Genomic DNA, 18,492 nt, shown 5'->3' with positions numbered 1-18,492 from the left:
TGTGGGCCCGCCGAGGGGCGCCATCGCGGGCGCCGACATCCCTAGTCAAGCGCAGCATTGTGTCGGTCGTGTAAACCGGCCCGGCCGCCCTCAGCCGATGCCCAGTTTTGCGGCGTGATCTGGGTGCACCTGTTGCCCGTGCGGACTTCTGCGCCCGGTGTACCCGGACCATTTGTCCGTTGGGGGAACCGTTGGCGGGGCGTCGGGAGACGGGTCAGCGGAGCGCGGCGACCCACTCGGTGCTGCCGTCGGTGAAGCCCTGTTCCTTCCAGATGGGCACCCGGGCCTTGATCTCGTCTACCAGGGCGGCGCAGGCCGCGAAGGCCTCGGCCCGGTGCGCGGACGCCACGGCGCAGGCCAGCGCCACGTCCCCGATGCCCAGATCGCCCACCCGGTGCGCGGCGGCGATCCGGCAGCCCGGGTGGGCCAGGGCCACCTCGTGCGCGACCTCCTCGAGCACGGTCTGGGCGCTCGGATGGGCGCTGTAGCGCAGCCAGGTCACGCCGCGGTCCTCGTCGTGGTTGCGCACAACACCCGCGAACGACACGACGGCGCCTGCTGTGGCGTCGGCCACGGCATCCGTGCACTCGTCGACGGTGATCGGGGTGTCGTCGACGCGGGCGAACAGCACGTGCGGGGTGGGCTCAGTGGCCATGTCGGGGGTCCTTGGGGGGTGTGCCATTGCGGGCGACGGCCTTGGGCGATGGGGCCTTCGACGATGAGGCCTTGGCGGGAGCGGCCTGGTGGTCGGCGGCGGCCGGCGTACCGGCATGGTCGACTCCACGCACCTGGTCGATGAGGTGGTCGAGCAGCTCGGCGAGCACGGCCAGCCCGTCGCGCACGCCCCCGGTGGAACCGGGCAGGTTGATCACGACGGTGCGGCCCCTGGCGATGCCCGCATAACCGCGAGAGAGCACGGCGAGCGGTGTGGCGGCCGTGCCCCGCCGCCGCAGCTCCTCCATGATTCCGGGCAGCTGGCGATCCAGCAGCGGCAGGGTCTGCTCCGGGGTCTGGTCGGTGGGGCTCACGCCGGTGCCGCCTGTCGTGATGACCAGGTCGAGGCCGGCTTCGATGGCCGCGGCCAGAGCGTCGCCGACAGATTCGCCGTCGGCGACGACGGCCCGGTCCAAGACCAGCCAGCCGCGCTCGCGCAGCCAGGCGTCGATGACGGGTCCGGTGCGGTCGGTGTACACGCCGGCGGCCGCGCGGGTCGACGCCACGATCACCTGCCCGGTGCGCCCGTCGCCGGGCCGTCCGCTCGGCCCGGCTGTCGCGCTCACTCGGTGCTCCAGTCGCCGCTCTTGCCGCCGGACTTCGCCAGCACCCTGATGCCGGTGATCACCGCGTGTTTGTCCACGGCCTTGATCATGTCGTACAGGGTGAGCGCCGCCACAGACACCGCGGTCAGCGCCTCCATCTCGACACCGGTCACCCCGGTGGTCTTCACCGTCGCGCTGATGAGAACCCGATCGTCACCGGGAGCGAAGTCGATGGTGGCACCGCTGAGCGGGAGGGGGTGACAGAGCGGGATCAACGCCGAGGTCTGCTTGGCGCCCATGATGCCGGCCACCCTGGCCACGGCGAGGGCCTCGCCCTTGGGTAGTTCGCCGGCGACCAGCAGGGCGATCACGTCGGGCCGGGTGATCAGGGTGGCCGTGGCGGTGGCTCGTCGTTTGGTGACGGGCTTGTCGGTCACGTCCACCATGAGGGCGGCGCCGTCGGCGCGTACGTGGCTGAGCCGGGCGGGCGGCGCCGGGGTGTTGTCGGACGGTGTTTCAGTCATCGATACTCCAATAGTCCACGGGTTCGCCCGCGGCGACACTGCCGACCCCGACGGGCAGGTGCACGAGCACCGTCGCGGTGGCATAGGCGTGCAGGAGGTGCGAACTGGCACCGCCCACCAGTTCGAGGGTGCCGTCGGGTCGCAGGATGCCGCGCCGCAGCTGGTGTTTGCCGGCCGGCGACTCCACCGGCGCGGAAAGGGGGGCGCTCCGCAACTCCCGGTCGGGTCTCGCCAGTCCGGCCAGGCGCCGCAGAACCGGCCGCAGGAACACCTCGAACGAGATGAGGGCGCTCACCGGGTTGCCGGGGAAGGTGATCACGGGCACGGTGTGGATCGGCACGGTGGTGCTCGGCACGGTGGTGCTCGGCACAGTGTTGATCGGCACCGCGATCGCGCCGAGCCCCTGCGGGCCGCCGGGCTGCATCGCGACGTGCTGGAAGGTCACACCGAGTGGGCCCAGCGCATCGCGCACCACCTCCCGGGCCCCGGCGCTGACGCCGCCGACGGTGACCACGAGGTCCACCTCCGGGGCCTCGGCGAGGAGGGCAAGGAGGTCGGCGGCATCGTCGGAACGGCACGGCCGGGCGGTCACCGTGCAGCCGGCATCTCGCAGGGCCTGGCCGAGGATGACGCTGTTGGAGTCGTAGATCTGGCCGGCGGCCAGGTTCTCGCCGGGCTCGCGGATCTCGTGGCCGGTCGCGATGAGCAAGACCCTGACACGCCGCAGCACGGAAACCGAGGTCAGCCCGGTCCCGGCGAGGACCCCGTACTGGGCCGGGCCGAGCCGGGTTCCCGCGTCGAGGAGCCTGTCACCGGGGTTCACGTCGCTGCCGGTCGGGCGCACGAACCCGCCGACCGGAACGGCGGCGCGGAACGAGACGCTCTGAACCACGGGAGACATGCCGTCGGGGTCATGCGGCTGGAAGCGGGGCGGATCGGCCTGCTCGATCGGCACCACGGCATCCGCGCCCGCCGGGATCGGCGCGCCCGTCATGATCGGGGCGGCGGTGCCCGGCGCCAGCTGCCCGGCGGGGTCACCCGCGGCGATCCGGCCGGCCACGGTCAGGCTGGTCGGTGTGAGCTCCGAGGCTGCCGCGAGGTCCCCGGCGCGCACGGCGTAGCCGTCCATCTGTGAGTTGTCGAAGGGAGGCAGCGCCACGGGGGAGTCGACGGCGATCGCGAGGGACCTGTCCCGGTAGCTGTCGGGGTCACCGGTCAGTCGAGCACTCGAGAGGGGGAGCACCTCAGCGGCGCGGTTCTGGAACAGCGGTGCGAGAAGCGCCGCCACGGCCTCCCGGTGCTGGTCGATCGTGCGCGCGCTCATGCCACCATCTTGCCGCAGTTCGCCGCCGCGAAGCCGTGTGTGCACCGGCTCGGCGGCGGCCGGCGCCGGCCGGTTGCTTGAAGGCGGCTCGGCCCGGGCGTATCGTGCCTCGAATACACGGGCCGTAGGACGGGCTCTCATACGGAAGGGCAACTCATGGGACACCTCGTGGTGCAGCAGTTCGTGACCCTCGACGGCTTCGCGGCCAACCTCGACAACGAGTTCACGGCCTACGAACTTCTCGATGGCCGCACCGACGAATTCGACCGGAGCCAGCTGGCGTGGCTCGACGGCGTCGAGACAATGGTGCTCGGCGCCAACACGTACCGCATGTTCGTGGGCTACTGGCCCACACCGGAAGCGGCGGACGAGGTCCTCACCGGCCCACTCAACGCTTTGCGTCGCCACGTGTTCTCCCGCACGCTCAGCCAGGCCCCGTGGGGCGACCTGCCCGCGGCGACCCTGGAGTCCGGCGACGCCGTCGAGGCCATCCGCCGGATCAAGGCCGAGACCAGCGGCATCGTCGTGCTGTGGGGCAGCCTGAGCCTCAGCCGGGCATTCTTCGCCGCCGGCGAGGTGGATGAGGTGCGCCTCGTGGTGATGCCCGTCGTGATCGGCGCCGGCCGCGGGGTGTTCCCGGCCGACTCCGACCCGGCCGTTCTCGACCTGCGCGGTGCGCAGAGCTTCGATGACGGCCTGGTCGAGCTTCACTACGCCCTGCGCGCCGCTCCGGAGTGGTGACCCGTCGTAGGCTGGACGAACGGGCCGGCAGGTACGGCCCGCCCACCGACGAAGGGTTCATCACCATGCAGGTGCAGGTGCGCTATTACGCCGCGGCCAAGGCGGCGACGGGGGTAGCTGAGGAAACCCGCGACCTGCCCGCCGGGGCCACCATCGGCGCCTTCCTGACGGATCTGGGCGGCAGCTCGCCCGCCGTCTTCGCCCGCTGCTCCTTCATCGTGAACGGAACGGCCACCACCGACCGCGCCCGCGTGCTGAACGAGGGCGACAGGCTCGACGTCCTGCCGCCATTCGCCGGCGGCTGACCTGTCCGGAGGGTCAGGGCGCTACGGCGTCACAACGGCGAAGGTCGGATCCGGGCTGTCCAGCAGCGCGAACAACCTCGGCAGCACGCCGGCGTCCCCGGTCATGTCCACCCCGCTGAAGGAGCCGCCGGCCACGGCCTGGGCCAGCCGGGCGTGGGTGATGCGCACGTTGAGGTCCGCCGGGCGGGGTTTGTCGATCGGATAGTGGATCAGTGCTCCGTGGCTGAGCTCCAGCCTGTAGAGCTCCCGCGTGTCCGTGATCACCCAGTTGATGGCGAAGCCCTCGTTCCACGACCGGGGCCCCACCAGCCGGATCGCCAGGGTGTCGAAGAGCTGGGTGACAGTGAGCACGTCGAGCAGACCGCCGGCCTCGAGGTCGTTGCGGCCCACGCCGTACCGCAGCTCGGTCGCCCCGGTGAGGAAGACGTTCCGCCAGGTGGCGTTCTCCGCGCCGAAGCCCAGCCGCTCCAGGCCCGTGGCCAACAGTTCGCGGGCCGCGCCGTCACCGGGGTCGGCGAAGACGGCGTGACTGGCCAGCTCCACGGCGAACCGCAGATCACCGGCATCCAGGTATCGCCTGGCGTGCTCGAGGGTGGCCGCGACGCCGCCCATCACATCGACGTACCGGGTGGCCGCGGCCGTCGGCGGATGCTGCCACAGGTGCGCCGGGTTGCCGTCGTACCAGCCGAGGTAGCGCTGGTAGATCGCCTTGACGTTGTGGCTCACTGACCCGTAGTAGCCGTGGGTGTGCCATTTCCCGGCCAGCGACGGCGGCATTTCGAAGGCCTCGGCGATCTCGCTACCGGTCTGGCCCTGGTTCATCAGTCGCACGGTCTGGTCGTGAAGGTAGGCGTAGAGGTCGCGCTGCTCGGTGAGGAAGGCGACGATGGCGTCGGTTCCCCAGGTCGGCCAGTGGTGCGACGCAAATTCCACATCGGACCGGTGGCCGAACAGTTCGGTGGCCTCACTCAGGTAACGGGACCACATGCGGGGGTCGCGCACCTGCGCGCCGCGCAGGGTGAGCAGGTTGTGCATGGTGTGGGTGGCGTTCTCGGCCATGCACAGGGCGCGCTGCGCCGGGAAGTACAGGTTCATCTCCGACGGGCACTCGGTGCCGGGGGTGAGCTGGAAGACGATCCGCACGCCGTCGAGCACCTCTTCCTGGCCCGTCGTCGTGATGTCGAGGGTGGGCACGACCAGGCCGATGCTGCCTGTCGACGCGCCGGCGCCCAGGCCGATACCGATTCGGCCGGCGGCGTTCCGGGCAAGCGGGTGCCCGTCGTAGTAGTAGCCGCGGCGGAACATCGCGGTTCCGGCGTAGACGTTCTCGGACACCGCGTTGTCGAGAAAGTGTTCGGGGGCGACGATGGGGATGCCGGTGTCGGGTTCGATCACACCGAGCACGCCGCCGAAGTGGTCGGCGTGAGCGTGGGTGTACACGATCGCCGACACCGGGCGGTCGCCGCGATGGCTGCGGTACAGCGCCAGTGCGGCCGCTGCGGTCTCCGCCGAGATGAGCGGGTCGATCACGATGACCCCGTGGTCGCCCTCGACGAGAGTCATGTTGGACAGGTCGAAGCCGCGTACCTGATAGATGCCCTCCGTCACCAGGTACAGGCCGTGCCTGGCGGTCAGCGCGCTCTGCCGCCAGAGACCGTCGTGCACATTCTCCGACCCCGCACCGGCCAGGAAGGCGAGGGACTCCATCTCCCAGACCACCCGGCCGTCGGTGGCGTGGATGATCAGGGGGTCGAGGGTGCCGAGGAAACCACGGTCGACGGCCTCGTCGCTGCCGCGCGACCCCGTCGCCGTGTTCCCGGTTGGATGTTTGTCATCGCCCATGATGACCACCTCTCTTGCCGTGCTCTCTCGGGACGTTCTACCGTGCCCGTTGCGCACACCATAACCGGGCGCCCACCTGGCAACCACCCCGCGATTTCCACGGGCCAGGCGCCAGCGCGGGCATCACCCTCGGTGCGGCCCACCTCGACCGGGACGCCAGCCGGCTCTCCTACTGCTGTCTCAGCGTGCGGCGAGATCAGTACCGCGCTTTGTCCGGTTCGATCTGCCGCACCCAGTCGTCGACGCCGCCCGCGAGGTGGGTGACCGCCGACCAGCCGTTGTCGCGGAGCACCTCGCGGGCGTACTCGGACCGGGCGCCGTGGTGGCAGTAGAGGATGACGCGGTCGTCGGGTTCCATCACCGTGCGGGCCTCGTCGGTGAGCAGCTGCGCCATCGGCACCAGCGCCGATCCGTCGATGGCGACGATGTCGCGCTCCCACGGCTCCCGGATGTCCACGAGCACGAAGTCGGCGAGCCCCGCCTGCCGGTCGGCGAGCAGGCCGGCGAGCTCGGCCGAGGTGACCTCGTCGGGTGCCGGTGCGCCGGGGTGCGCCTGCACCGGGATCGGGTGGGTGTGCACCTGGCTGTGGCTGGTGTCGCGGGGCGGGTCGGCGGCCGCGGCCGGCGCGAGGGGGCCGGTCACACCTGTCGCGGTGGCCGCACCGTATGGCAGCTCCCGCCAGGAGGCGTCGAGGCCGTCGTGCACGAGCAGCCGGCCGAACAAGGGTTCGCCGAAGCCCACGATGAGTTTGAGCGTTTCGGTGGCCATCATGGCGCCGACGCTGGCGCACACCGAGCCGAGCACTCCGGCCATGGCGCAGGTTTCGGCCTCGTCGGGGCCCGGGGTGCTCGGGAAGAGGTCTTCCAGGCGGGTGCCGCCGGCCGGCCCGTCGACCCAGAACGTCGTGACCAGGCCGTCGAAGCGCAGCACGGAGCCCCAGATGTACGGCTTGTGCAGCAGCGCCGCGGCGTCGTGGGCGAGGTGGCGGGTGGCGAAGTTGTCGGTGCCGTCGATGACGATGTCGTAGTCGGCGATCAGGGCGAGCACGTTGGCGGCCGTGAGGCGGGTCTGGTGCGCCACGACCTTGATCAGCGGGTTGTGCGCGCGCAGGGCGGCCGCGGCGGCCTCGGCCTTGGGCCGGGCCAGGTCGGCCATCGTGTAGATGGTCTGGCGGTGCAGGTTGGAGACCTCCACGCTGTCGGAATCCACGATGCCGAGAGTGCCGACGCCCGCGGCGGCCAGGGCGGTGAGCACCGGGGAGCCCAGCCCGCCGGCACCGATCATCAGCACCCTGGCGGCCGCGAGGCGGCGCTGACCGAGATCGCCGACCTGCTCGAGCGAGAGCTGCCGGGCGTAGCGTTGGCGTTGGGCCGGGGTGAGCGGCGGTCCCGGCGAAACCAGGGGAGCGTGCGGCATGGCGGCCCTTTCTGCTGGCTTCCAGCCTAGGCCTGAACCGCGCCAGGACTGCCGGCGCCGGCGTTTTGTATCCTGCCGTCATCCTCTGCCGGGGCCCGGCCGGTGGCGGTACCCTGAAGTATGACGTTCGTCGCACCACCCTCTGCCCCCGCGCGTGACCAGGCTCCGCATCACGAGAGCCTGCCTGACGAGAGCCTGGCCGACCAGACTCTGAGTTCCGATGAGGTGCTGCGGATCCGCAATGACTTCCCGGTGCTGCACCAGCTCGTCAACGGGCATCCGCTGGCCTACCTCGACTCCGGTGCCACCTCGCAGAACCCGATCAGCGTGATGGAGGCCGAGCAGGAGTACTACGAGCAGCGGAACGCCGCCGTGCACCGCGGCGCGCACACCCTGGCCTTCGCCGCCACCGAGGTGTTCGAGGCCGCCCGCGCCACGGTCGCCGCGTTCGTCGGCGCCCGGGAACACGAGATCGTCTGGACCTCCAACGCCACCGAGGGTGTGAACCTCGTCTCGTACTCGTTCTCCAACGCGTCCCTCGGCCTCGGCGGCCCCGCCGCCGCCCGCTTCAAGCTGGGGTCCGCCGACGAGATCGTCGTCACCGAGATGGAGCACCACTCCAACCTCATCCCCTGGCAGCAGCTGGCGCTTCGCACCGGAGCCACCCTCCGTTTCATCCCGGTTCTGCCGGACGGCACCCTCGACATGGCCGCCGCCGCCGAGATCCTGAACCCGCGCACCCGGCTGCTGGCCGTCACCCACGCCTCCAACGTGGTGGGCACCATCAACCCCATCGACGAGCTCGTGGCCATGGCCCACGCCGTCGACGCCCTGGTCTTCCTGGACGCCTGCCAGTCGGCGCCGCACCTGGCCCTGGACCTCACCGCGCTCGACGTGGACTTCGCGGTGTTCTCCGGGCACAAGATGCTCGGCCCCACCGGCATCGGCGTGCTCTACGGCAAGGCCGAGCTGCTCGCCGCGATGCCGCCGTTCCTCACCGGCGGGTCCATGATCACCACCGTCGACATGCAGGGCGCCGAGTTCCTCACCCCGCCGCAGCGGTTCGAGGCCGGCACCCAGCGCATCTCCCAGGCCATCGCGCTGGCCTCCGCGGTCGACTACCTCAGCCACACGGGCATGGGCCGCATCCGCACCCGCGAAGCCGAACTCGGCCGCCGGCTCGTCGAGGGCGTCACCGCCATCCCCGGCGTGCGGCTGCTCGGCCCCGGCCTCGGGGTCGAACGCATCGGCCTGGCCGCGGTGGATGTCGCCGGCGTGCACGCGCACGACGTCGGCCAGTTCCTCGACGAGGCCGGCATCGCCGTGCGGGTCGGGCACCACTGCGCCCAGCCGCTGCACAAGAAACTCGGCGTCACCGCGTCGACCCGCGCGAGCACCTACCTGTACACGACCGACGACGAGGTCGACCAGTTCCTGGCCGTGCTCGCCGAGGTCGGCCCGTTCTTCGGAGTACCCCGATGACCTCGTCCGCCATGCAGCAGCTGTACCAGCAGATCATCCTCGACCACGCGAAGTCCGCGCACGGCGCCGTCGCCGAGCTGTCGGAGCTCGACGAGGACGCGGCAGCGGTCGCCGCCGCCGCCGGTCTGCGCCAGGCCCAGTCGCACCAGGTGAACACCACCTGCGGCGATGAGATCACCGTGCGGGTGGCCCTGTCCGGCGCCGGGGCGGATGCCCGGATCGACGGCTTCGCCTGGCGGGGCGTCGGCTGCTCCATCTCGATGGCGTCGGCCTCAGTGCTCAACGACACCGTGCGCGGCACCAGCGTCGCCGAGTCGCTGGTCATGCTCGACCTGTTCCGGGAGATGCTGCGCTCCCGCGGCACCATCGAACCCGACGAAGAGGTGCTCGGAGACGCCGCGGCGTTCGCCGGCGTCTCCAAGTACCCGGCCAGGGTCAAGTGCGCCATGCTGCCCTGGGTGGCCTTCGAGGCCGCCCTGCTCCAGCTGGGCTAGCCGACTGACAATCCGGCCTGCCGGCGCTAGCCGATCGAGCTGGCGATGCGGTCGCGCAGGGCGCTGGTGGGGGCCAGCCGGGCCAGGTACTCGGCGCCGTCGAGGGCGTTGGCGATGGCGGGGCGGATGTCGACGTCTGGCCACAGCTCGCGCAGACCCCGCTCGAACCGGGTGGCGATCTCGGGGGCGCGCAGCACCCCGCCGATGCCGCAGACCACGGGGGACGGGCTGGTGTCTTCGCCGACCCGGCGGAGCCCGGTGGCGGCCGAGAGCACCAGCTCTGCGGCGGCTCCGGCGCAGATCGCGGCGGCGACGGCATCCGTTGCGGCCAGTTCGGTGACCTGACGGGAGTAGGCGGCGATGCGGCTCACCCGCAGCGGATCGGCCTGCAGCTCGAGGTAGGCCATTTCGATGTGGGGGAACTCCCGGCGCATGACGGCGGACAGCGCGGTTGCGGGGCCGCGGCCGTCGTAGGCGCGCATCACGGCGTCCAGGGCTGCGCGGCCGAGCCAGTAGCCGCTGCCGGCGTCGCCGATCAGGTTGCCCCAACCGTCGATGCGGGCCACATCGTTCGCACCCACCGCGAGGGTGACCACGCCGGTGCCGGCGGCGACGACCACGCCGAGCTCGTCCCCGAGGGCGCCGAGGTAGCTCGTGACGGAGTCGTGGGCGAGGAAGACCTCGCGCACCCCGAGTGCCGCGCCGGCGGCAAGGAGTTCGCGCGGGTCGGTTTCGGCCTTCGAGAAGCCGGAGATGCCGGCGCTGACGGTGACGATCGGCTGCCGGGTCGATGACGCGACGGAGGCGACGACCTCGCCGAGCTGGGGGATCAGGGCGCTGTCGGTGCGGATCCCGCCGAATTCGAACGGAACCCACTCGCCGTTCCCGGTGTGCAGGCGCGCCCGGATACCGGTTTGGCCGGCATCGATGGTGAGGGAGCTGGATTCGACACTCATGGGTGGTCCGTTCTTGCGGGTGGTACGGGTGCGGGTCGTACGGGTGCGGGTGGTGTTGAACTGAGCAGTGCGGAACCGGGCGGTGCGGAACTCGGCGGTGCGGAACTGGGCGGTGCGGCCAGCCAGGCCCGGTACTGGCGGCCCAGGAAGTCTGCGGCGGGTTTGCCGTAGACGCAGTAGTCGTCATTCTGCGCCGCATCGGCCGCCGCGTACAGGGTCGTCGGCCAGTCCCAGAGCATGAAGCCGCGCATCCATTCTCGCCGACCGGTGGCCGCGAACATGTCCTCGTAGTAGCGCAGCTGCTCGGCGCCGGAGGGAACCCCTGGCAGGGCCCAGTCGTTGGGCTTGTCGGGTGAGCCGGTGCGGCTCGGGCAGCCGGCCTCCATGAAGAAGAACGGTTTGCCGGTGGCCGTCACGACCTGCTCGATGCGATCCAGCTGCTCGTCCCAGGTGTCGATCGGGTAGTAGCCGCTGGAGGTGATCACGTCGACGGCGTCCCACCAGGAGACGTGGTCCTCCTGGAACTTGTCGCAGTTGTAGGTCACCAGGCCGCTGTAAACCTCGCGCACCGCGGTGATCAGGGTGCGCCAGCGCGCATCCTGGCCGTCGGCGCGCACCATCTCGCAGCCTATGCAGAGCATCTCTGCGCCCTCCTCCTCGGCGAGCCGGGCGGCGTGCAGGATGAACGCCGTGTACGACCGGAACCAGGCGGTCCAGCCGGGTTCGCCGGGCACCTCCCAGTCGAAGAAGCCGATGTAGGCGCGCCAAGTGCCGTCGGCGCAGTTGACCACGGGCTTGAGGCAGACCTTGAGCCCGTGCGCTTTGGCCTCGCGGATGGCCCAGCGCACCTCGTCGTCGGCTACCGTCGGCGCGTCGCCGAACGGTATCTCCTCCGACTGGGCGGTGTCCTGCAACGCCGCGTAGGCCAGGGCGGTCCAGTTCACGCCGAGGCCGGCCATGAGCCGCATCGAGTCGGCGGCCGCCGGGGTCGCCCAGGTTCCCCGAACGCCCGTCCAGCCCCAGGTCATGCCGCAGACCGGTTCGGTGAGAACGGATGCCGCATCGGGCCCGGTCTTGTTCCTCACCGCCGCACCAGCTGATTGGTGCTGCGCAGCACACCCGGCACCGTGAAAGCTGCCGGGTCGACCTCGAGCAGAGAGGTGACCGTGAAGACCACGCTTTCGCCGGGCAGCAGGGTGACCAGCATGTCGTCGACCAGGGCATCCGGGTCGACCTTGTCGACCAACAAGACCAGGTCGCGGGTCAGCACCGGAACGGTGACCCGCACGCTGTAGCCGTCGGCGGTGCGCACGGCGCTCACCTCGGGGTTGGCCGGTGTCAGGGTGCTGTCTCGGGCTTCGGCGAAGAACCAGTGCCCACGCACCCCGGCCAGCTCGGCGCGGAGGAGCTCCGCTGCCGCATCCGTTGCCGCGGACACGGATGCGGGCAGCGGCACGGTCACGCTCGACCGCGCCGGCAGGGTGACCCGCTCGGCGTGCTCGGCCAGGACGGCTCCCGTGTCTGTGTACCGCCGCACCAGGAGCTCGCCGCTCCAGGTGTCGGCGGAGTCGTTGACCGCGATGACGGCCAGGCCGCTCTCGCGGGGCTGGATGGTGACCAGCCTGTCGGCGTAGGCGTGCTTGATCGCGTAAAGCAGGGGCTTCGGCCGGCCGTAGCCGTCCACGGCGGCCCAGGAGGTGACCGGCCAGCAGTCGTTGAGCTGCCAGACTATGCTGCCCATGCAGTGTGGAGAGAGCGAGCGGAAGTGCTCGATCGCGGTGCTGATAGCGGTGGCCTGGTTCAGTGACATCGCCCAGTGCCAGTCGCCGGTCTCTCTGGGCAGCGGCAGGTGCGGCAGCAGCCCGTCGGTGAGCTTGACGTTGCCCTCCATGGCCTTCTGGTGCACGAGCATGCCCGGCGATTCCGGGGTCAGCGGCTCATCGTGGATCGATTCCGTCAGGGTCGACCAGGTGGGCGGGCCCTGCCAGCCGAACTCGGCCACGAAGCGCGGCTGGTACTCGCGGTATGCGGGGTAGTCCCGCTGGTTCCAGAGGTCCCAGATGTGCATGGTGCCGTGCTCGGGATCGTTGGGGTGCAGGTCATTGGAGGCAGTGCCGGCAACCGGGGAGAACGGACTGCCGGGCGTGTAGCCGATGTGCGGGGCCAGCTCGGCGACCAGGGCGGGAAACACGTCGTAGTAGAAGCCGCCGCCCCAGGTCTTGCCGTCCAGGCGCAGCTTCCAGTTCCATTCCTCGAAGCCCCAGAGGTTCTCGTTGTTGCCGTTCAGCACCACGAGCGACGGATGCGCGGCGAGCCTCGCGACGTTCTCCCGGGCCTCGGCCTCGATCTCGTCGCCGAGCGGGGCCTCTTCGGCGTAGGCGGCGCAGGCGAGCAGGAAGTCCTGCCAGGTGAGGATGCCGCGCTCGTCGCAGAGGTGGTAGAAGTCGTCGCTCTCGAAAATGCCGCCGCCCCACACCCGGATCAGGTTGATGTTGGCGAACTCGGCCTGTGTGAGCCGGTCGAGATAGCGGGCTTTGGTGACCCGGTGCGGGAAGGCGTCGTCGGGGATCCAGTTGGCGCCCCGCACGAACACCGGTTGGCCGTTGATGACCAGGGTGAACGGGGTACCGTTCTCGTCGGGCGTGGTGTCGAATTCGACGGTGCGGAAGCCGATCCGGGTGCTCGACCGGTCCAGTTCCACCGCGGTGTCGGCCGCGCGCAGAGTGACCTCCAGCTCGTAGAGCGGGTGCTCACCGTAGCCGAGCGGCCACCACAGGTCCACGTCGGGCACGCTCAGGCTCACGGTGGCGCCGGTCGCTCCGGCCGGCAGCTCCACGGTGCGGCTGACGCCGGCGACGGATGCCGTGACGCTGACCGGGGTCTCCGTAGCGCGGTCCACCTCCACGTGGACGTCCACCAGCCCGGTGCTGGTCGGCCCTGTCGGGTCAGACACCGTGGCGATCGGGCGCACACTCGCCAGCCGGGCGGTCGACCAGCTGACCAGGGTCACCGGCTTCCATAGCCCGGAGGTGGACGTGTCGATGCCCCAGTCCCAGCCGAAGCTGCAGGCCATCTTGCGAATGGCGTTGTAGGGGTGGTGGTTCACGTGCGGACGGTAGCCGAGGTCCAGGCTCGCGGCATCCGCGGCCTTGATGGGGGAGCGAAACACCACCACGAGCTCGTTGAGGCCGGCTTTGAGGCGGGCACTCACGTCGAAGCTGTAGCTGCGGTGCATATTGCGGGTACTGCCCAGCGACACCCCGTTCAGCTCGATCTCGGCGATGGTGTCGAGCCCGGCGAAGACCAGGTCGGTCTTCTCGGCCCCGGCCGGGTTCCAGGCGAAGGTGGTGCTGTAGCGCCAGTCCGTCAGCCCGATCCAGGAGAGCAGCTGCTCGTTGCCGTCGAGGTACGGGTCGGGAATCAGCTCGGCGGCCAGCAGGTCGGTGTGCACGGATCCGGGCACGGTGGCCGGCACGGTGAGGCGCCGGATGCTCGCCGGCACCGGTCCGTCCAGAGCTGTGACACTCCAGTCGGTGTCGAGCAACCGGGTGACGGGAGCAGGGGAGGACGAGGGGATGGTGTGTGCAGACATTACGGGTTTCCAGACATTACTTGGTGGCTCCGGACGTGACGCCGTTGTAGATGAATCGTTGCAGGAACAGGAAGATGATCAGGGTCGGCACGATGACGATCATGATGCCGGCCGCGATGATCTCCCACTGTGCGCCGTACGGTCCCTGGAACCTGAAGAGCGAGGTGCTGATCACGGCCAGGTCCTGAGCGGGCATATAGAGGTACGGGATGTAGAACTCGTTGTAGATGGCGATGCCCTTGATGATGACGACCGTGGCGATGGCGGGGCCGAGCAGCGGCAGGATGATGCGCCAGTACACCCCGAACCGGCTCGCGCCGTCGAGCATGGCGGCTTCGTCGAGCGACCGGGGGATCGACTGCATGAACTGGATGAAGATGTAGATCGAGAGGATGTCTGTACCCATGAACAGGATGATCGCCGCCCCGTGGGTGTTGACCAGGTGGAAGAAGTTCACCACCTGATAGGTCGCCACCTGGGTGGTGACGGCCGGAACCAGGGTGGCCACGAGGAAGAGCCCGAAGACCACCTTCTTGAAGCGGAACTCGAATCTGTCGAGCACGTACGCGGCCATGGTGCCGATCAGGATGGTGCCGGTGACGGAGATCACCGCGATGATCGAGGTGTTCAGGAACCCGAGCATCATCCGTCCGTCGACGAAGGCCGTGGCGAAGTTGGCGAAGTTGAACCAGTTCGACGGAGGCACCAGGGGGCCGGTGGTGGCGTATTCGGTGTTGCTCTTCAGCGACGCGAACAGGATCACGATGATGGGCACGAGCGCGACGAGCGAACCGAGAACGAGGGACAGGTACTTCCCCGTGGTGCCGAGATGTCTGATCATGAGGCCAACGTCACTTTCTCGTCGGGGACGACCTTGCGCTGCAGCCAGGTGACGAGCAGCACGATGATGAGCAGGATGACCGCCATCGCCGAGGCCAGTCCGACCTTGCGGTACACGAAGGCCGTTTGGATGGTCTGGATGACGAAGGTCATGCTGCCGTTGGTGCCGCCGGTGATGATGTACGGCAGTTCGAACGCGGAGAGGCTGCCGGCGATAGCCAGGATGAAGGACAGGCTGATGATGCGCTGGATGCCCGGGGCGATGATGTAGCGGAACTGCTGCCACTTGTTCGCGCCGTCCAGGTCGGCCGCCTCGTAGAGTTCGCCGGGGATCGACTGGATCGCGCCGAGGAAGAGCACGAAGTTGAGGCCGATGTAGCGCCAGATGGCGACGCCGGCGAGGGAGTAGTTGACCACATCCGGGTTACCGAGCCACTGGGTGGAGAGCTCGCCGAGGCCGACGAAGCCGAGCACGGCGTCGAGGGTGCCGCCCGGGCGGAAGAAGAACAGGAAGATGAACGCGATGGCGACGGCGTTGATCAGGTAGGGAAAGAACAGGATGCCCTTGAACAGGTTGCGGAACCGGGTCTTGAAGCTGAGGATCGTGGCGAAGTAGAGCGCCAGGGCCATCTGCAGGAACGACGCCCCGAAGTAGTACAGGCTGACCACGAAGACCTGCCAGTACTTGGGATCGGTGAAGATCTTGACGAAGTTGTTCAGCCCGACGACGTCTTTGGTCTTGTCCAGGCCGTCCCAGGAGGTGAAGCTGTACCAGATCATGTTGCCCACCGGGATATAGGTGAACGTGATCAGCAGGGCCAGCGGGATGGCCAGGAACAGCCACGGCATGACGATGGAGTCTTTGCGTTTGCCGGTTGCGCTGATGGTGGTGCGGATGAAGCGGTGCGAGAACCGGCTGAACAGGTCCGGCGCTTTCGCTGGGGCCAGTTGTTGAGACACCGAGCGTCCTTTCTTTTGCCTGGGGCAGTGTCGGTCTGGGCAGAGCGCGGCCGGCCGTTGAATGCCCGGCCGGCCGGCTGTTACTGCGGACTTCCCCTGGTGGTGCGGGTGGGGACGGGGCCTAGCCCTCGACGGATGCCTTGGCCTTGGCCCAGGCAGCGTTCAGGTCGGCGAAGAGCGACGCCTTGTCGCCGTCGGCGGCACCGCGGGCGGTGTCGACGATCTTCTGGCGGTAGAGCGGGCCGGTCAGGTCGATCTCGGACTCGCTGGTGATGTCGTTCTCCAGGGTGGCCTGGTCGGCCGGCACCGGCGTGAGCTCGAGGAATTCGACGCCGCTGGCGGTGAAGTCAGCGAGGGCGTCCGGGGCGGGGCCGTCGACGACGGGGGAGAGCCCGCCCTGGTCTGTGGCGTAGCCGGACTCCTGGGCGAACCAGTCGATCCAGGCGCGGGCCGTGGCCTTGTTCTTCGAGTTGATGCTGATGGCGTTCTGGTAGTCGCCACCGATCGTGGAGTACGACTGTCCGTCGACGGCACTGGGGAAGGCCATGTAGCCGATGTCCTCGGCCGATCCGCCGGCGGTCACCGCGGCATCCTGCATCTGGGTGATGGCCCAGGAGCCCAGGACCATGGAGCCGATCTCGCCGCTGCCGAGCCCGCCCTTGGACGATTCCCAGTCCGTGGTGGTGGGGTCTTCTTCACTCAGGCCCTGCGCGACGATGTCGTAGAGCAGCCCGTCGGCGATCTCGTGGTACTCGCCGGTCGCCCACGGGGCGTCGGACTCGACGAGGGTGATTGACGCGTCCTTGTCGCCGGTCGCGGCCCGGTTGCCGTCCCACTGGCTCAGCGGCCAGCCGTCGCCGTAGTTCGTGTAGTACGGCACCGCGTCGGTGTTGTCCTTGATGAGCTGGAGGTCGGCGAGGAACTCATCGGGGGTGGTCGGCATCTCGGTGACGCCGGCGTCGGCCCAGACATTCTTGTTGTAGACGATGCCCTGAGCGTTTCCGGTGATGGCGACTCCGTAGGCGAGGTCGTCGTAGGCTTTCTCGGCGACGAAGCGGTAGGTCTCGCTCATCTCCTCCAGGGAACCCAACGGCTCGAAGAACTGTGCCAGCTGCACCTTGGTGACGGTGCTGGGAATGAGGAGCACGTCACCGTAGCTGCCCGAGGACAACCGGGTGGAGATGTCGGTTTCGTAGTCCTTGATGGCCTCGAACTTGACGGAGGTGCCGGGGTAGGCCTTTTCGAACTGGGCGGCGTAGTCCTTGAAGACGGTGTCGACGATGTCGGTGCGCTGGGTGATCACGGTGATCTCCCCGGTGATCTCGCCCTCGTCTGCCGGGGCCGACCCGGAGCATCCTGCTAGTAGTGCGGTGGCCGCCAGAGCGGCTACCCCCATGATGAGCTTCTTTGCCATCGGTTTTCTCCTAATCGGTATCACCATTGACCCGTTGAGACACGACCGCGACTTCCCGCCCGTGGATCTCTGGTGTTGCTGTTGGGCCTCATGCTAGGCCCGGTTTTGGCGGGCCGTCAAACAAAAATGTCAGCGCTGTCCGAAGTTGTCCTATTCACACTTGGGTGCCGCAGATCGTTGGGATAGCGGGGAACTCACGGGTTTCTCGATCAAAAAACTCTTGCCAATGTCTGCAAAATGTCTTACGTTGACATGGCGATGATTTGGCCGGTTTGGACTGCTCGCGGATCGAAGGAGATCTCATGACGACACAATCGCGCGCGACACTGGCCGACGTGGCGATGCTCGCGGGAGTGAGCTCCAAGACGGTGTCGCGGGTCTTCGCCGGTGCCGGCAACGTCTCGTCGGACACGCGGGAGCGGGTTCTCAAGGCCGCCAAGCGGTTGCGCTTCCGGCCCAACAACCTGGCCCGCAACCTGCGCCGCGGGGGAGTCACCAACACCGTCGCGTTCGTGATCGGCGACCTGAAGAACCCGTTCTACTTCCACGTCGCGGCCGGTATCGAACGCGAACTGGCGCTTCGCGGTCTCACCATGGTGCTCGCCACGACGGATGACTCACCGGACAGCGAGGAACGCGTCGTGGACGCCCTGATCTCGCAACGGGTGCGGGCGCTGCTGCTGATCCCCATCGCCGACGACCAGTCCTACCTCGAGGGCGAACGCCAGCTTGGCACCCCGGTGGTGAGCGTCGACCGGCCGGCCCGCAACCTCGTCGCCGACTCCGTGGTGTTGCAGAACCGCCAAGGTATGGCGGACGCGGTGCGCTCGCTCACGGCCATCGGCCACCGCAGGATCGGTTTCATCTCCAACCCGTCCGCGATGTACACCCAGCGGGAACGCCTGGCCGGGTACCGCGAGGCGCTGCGCGAGGTGGGCGTCACCGAGACCGCGCAGTGGGAGCGCCTCGACGACGACCCCGACATCTCTCCGGAACTCGCCGTGCAGAGCCTGCTCGACCTGCCGGACCCGCCGACGGCGATCGTGGCCGGCAACAACCGCGGCAGCGCGGGCGCCGTGCGGGTGCTGCGCAATCTCGAGCCGCCGGTGGCGTTCATCGGCTTCGACGATTTCGAGCTGGCGGACGCCCTGGACATCTCCGTCGTGGCCTACGACCCGATGGAACTCGGCCGCACCGCCGCTCGACTTGCCCTCGAGCACCTGGCCGACCCCGACTCGTTCACCAAACAGGTCGAGATCCCCACCCGGCTGATCCACCGCGGCTCCGGTGAGATCCCGCCGCCGCGCTGAGCCGGCCGGCGGGCCAGTTGGCACCGGCGGGC

The 18,492-nt window shown here is 69.1% G+C and carries 17 protein-coding genes; 5 read left to right on the top strand and 12 right to left on the bottom strand.

What is annotated here, in order from left to right:
- Positions 1-214: 214 nt before the first annotated feature.
- The 4 genes from C3B61_RS18245 to C3B61_RS18230 are packed head-to-tail and all read right to left on the bottom strand — an operon-like array spanning position 215 to position 3,107.
- Positions 215-655 (bottom strand): molybdenum cofactor biosynthesis protein MoaE, encoded by a 441-nt coding sequence (locus C3B61_RS18245; protein ID WP_174776303.1) that lies wholly within the window; start codon positions 653-655, stop codon positions 215-217.
- A complete protein-coding gene (locus tag C3B61_RS18240) occupies positions 645-1,280 on the bottom strand; it encodes a MogA/MoaB family molybdenum cofactor biosynthesis protein (protein ID WP_103461910.1) in 636 nt (211 codons plus the stop codon). Before C3B61_RS18240 ends, C3B61_RS18245 begins: the two co-directional genes overlap by 11 nt.
- Positions 1,277-1,783 (bottom strand): cyclic pyranopterin monophosphate synthase MoaC, encoded by a 507-nt coding sequence (gene moaC / locus C3B61_RS18235; protein ID WP_103461909.1) that lies wholly within the window; start codon positions 1,781-1,783, stop codon positions 1,277-1,279. The genes C3B61_RS18240 and moaC overlap by 4 nt, the downstream gene beginning before the upstream one ends.
- The gene (locus tag C3B61_RS18230; protein WP_103461908.1) at positions 1,776-3,107 is read right to left on the bottom strand and encodes a molybdopterin molybdotransferase MoeA; all 1,332 of its coding nucleotides are present in this window, start codon (positions 3,105-3,107) and stop codon (positions 1,776-1,778) included. Before C3B61_RS18230 ends, moaC begins: the two co-directional genes overlap by 8 nt.
- Positions 3,108-3,263: 156 nt before the next feature.
- On the opposite strand from C3B61_RS18230, the gene C3B61_RS18225 reads away from it, so the two are divergent.
- Both C3B61_RS18225 and C3B61_RS18220 read left to right on the top strand, forming a co-directional pair.
- A complete protein-coding gene (locus C3B61_RS18225) occupies positions 3,264-3,848 on the top strand; it encodes a dihydrofolate reductase family protein (protein WP_103461907.1) in 585 nt (194 codons plus the stop codon).
- Entirely contained in the window at positions 3,845-4,153 is a 309-nt protein-coding gene (locus tag C3B61_RS18220) for a MoaD/ThiS family protein (protein WP_241990288.1), read from the top strand. Before C3B61_RS18225 ends, C3B61_RS18220 begins: the two co-directional genes overlap by 4 nt.
- Positions 4,154-4,174: 21 nt before the next feature.
- Here the strand turns inward: C3B61_RS18220 and C3B61_RS18215 are convergent, their stop codons facing one another.
- Both C3B61_RS18215 and C3B61_RS18210 read right to left on the bottom strand, forming a co-directional pair.
- Complete coding sequence (locus C3B61_RS18215) at positions 4,175-5,995, bottom strand: alkyl/aryl-sulfatase (protein WP_103461942.1); 1,821 nt, start codon at positions 5,993-5,995, stop codon at positions 4,175-4,177.
- A 196-nt stretch (positions 5,996-6,191) separates the two neighbouring features.
- On the bottom strand, positions 6,192-7,412 hold the full coding sequence (locus C3B61_RS18210; protein ID WP_103461906.1) for a ThiF family adenylyltransferase: 1,221 nt from the start codon (positions 7,410-7,412) through the stop codon (positions 6,192-6,194).
- Positions 7,413-7,532: 120 nt separating this feature from the next.
- Between C3B61_RS18210 and C3B61_RS18205 the strand changes: the two genes are divergently transcribed.
- Positions 7,533-8,894, top strand: a complete 1,362-nt coding sequence (locus C3B61_RS18205; RefSeq protein ID WP_103461905.1) for an aminotransferase class V-fold PLP-dependent enzyme — start codon at positions 7,533-7,535, stop codon at positions 8,892-8,894.
- On the top strand, positions 8,891-9,388 hold the full coding sequence (gene sufU, locus C3B61_RS18200) for a Fe-S cluster assembly sulfur transfer protein SufU (protein WP_103461904.1): 498 nt from the start codon (positions 8,891-8,893) through the stop codon (positions 9,386-9,388). The genes C3B61_RS18205 and sufU overlap by 4 nt, the downstream gene beginning before the upstream one ends.
- A 26-nt stretch (positions 9,389-9,414) precedes the next feature.
- Here sufU and C3B61_RS18195 read toward each other — a convergent pair whose 3' ends face one another.
- The 6 genes from C3B61_RS18195 to C3B61_RS18170 form a co-directional block, all read right to left on the bottom strand.
- Positions 9,415-10,344 carry a BadF/BadG/BcrA/BcrD ATPase family protein gene (locus C3B61_RS18195; protein WP_103461903.1) on the bottom strand — a complete coding sequence of 310 codons (930 nt, stop codon included), beginning with the start codon at positions 10,342-10,344 and terminating at the stop codon, positions 9,415-9,417.
- Complete coding sequence (locus C3B61_RS18190; RefSeq protein WP_425266429.1) at positions 10,341-11,429, bottom strand: glycoside hydrolase family 113; 1,089 nt, start codon at positions 11,427-11,429, stop codon at positions 10,341-10,343. The genes C3B61_RS18195 and C3B61_RS18190 overlap by 4 nt, the downstream gene beginning before the upstream one ends.
- Complete coding sequence (locus C3B61_RS18185; protein WP_103461902.1) at positions 11,426-13,936, bottom strand: glycoside hydrolase family 2 protein; 2,511 nt, start codon at positions 13,934-13,936, stop codon at positions 11,426-11,428. The genes C3B61_RS18190 and C3B61_RS18185 overlap by 4 nt, the downstream gene beginning before the upstream one ends.
- 16 nt (positions 13,937-13,952) lie before the next feature.
- Positions 13,953-14,777, bottom strand: coding sequence for a carbohydrate ABC transporter permease (locus C3B61_RS18180; protein WP_088455979.1), 825 nt, complete (start codon positions 14,775-14,777; stop codon positions 13,953-13,955).
- Positions 14,774-15,673, bottom strand: a complete 900-nt coding sequence (locus tag C3B61_RS18175) for a carbohydrate ABC transporter permease (RefSeq protein WP_240632488.1) — start codon at positions 15,671-15,673, stop codon at positions 14,774-14,776. Before C3B61_RS18175 ends, C3B61_RS18180 begins: the two co-directional genes overlap by 4 nt.
- Before the next feature lie 184 nt (positions 15,674-15,857).
- A complete protein-coding gene (locus tag C3B61_RS18170) occupies positions 15,858-17,150 on the bottom strand; it encodes an ABC transporter substrate-binding protein (protein ID WP_103461901.1) in 1,293 nt (430 codons plus the stop codon).
- A 302-nt stretch (positions 17,151-17,452) separates the two neighbouring features.
- Between C3B61_RS18170 and C3B61_RS18165 the strand changes: the two genes are divergently transcribed.
- Positions 17,453-18,460: a LacI family DNA-binding transcriptional regulator gene (locus C3B61_RS18165; RefSeq protein ID WP_088455981.1), complete on the top strand. Its 1,008-nt coding sequence runs from the start codon at positions 17,453-17,455 to the stop codon at positions 18,458-18,460.
- Positions 18,461-18,492 lie beyond the last annotated feature (32 nt).

It is taken from the genome of Cryobacterium zongtaii (assembly GCF_002909375.1).
Lineage (GTDB): Bacteria > Actinomycetota > Actinomycetes > Actinomycetales > Microbacteriaceae > Cryobacterium > Cryobacterium zongtaii.
The sequence above is the reverse complement of the archived record's forward strand: the minus strand, read 5'-3'. Positions and strand labels throughout refer to the sequence as shown.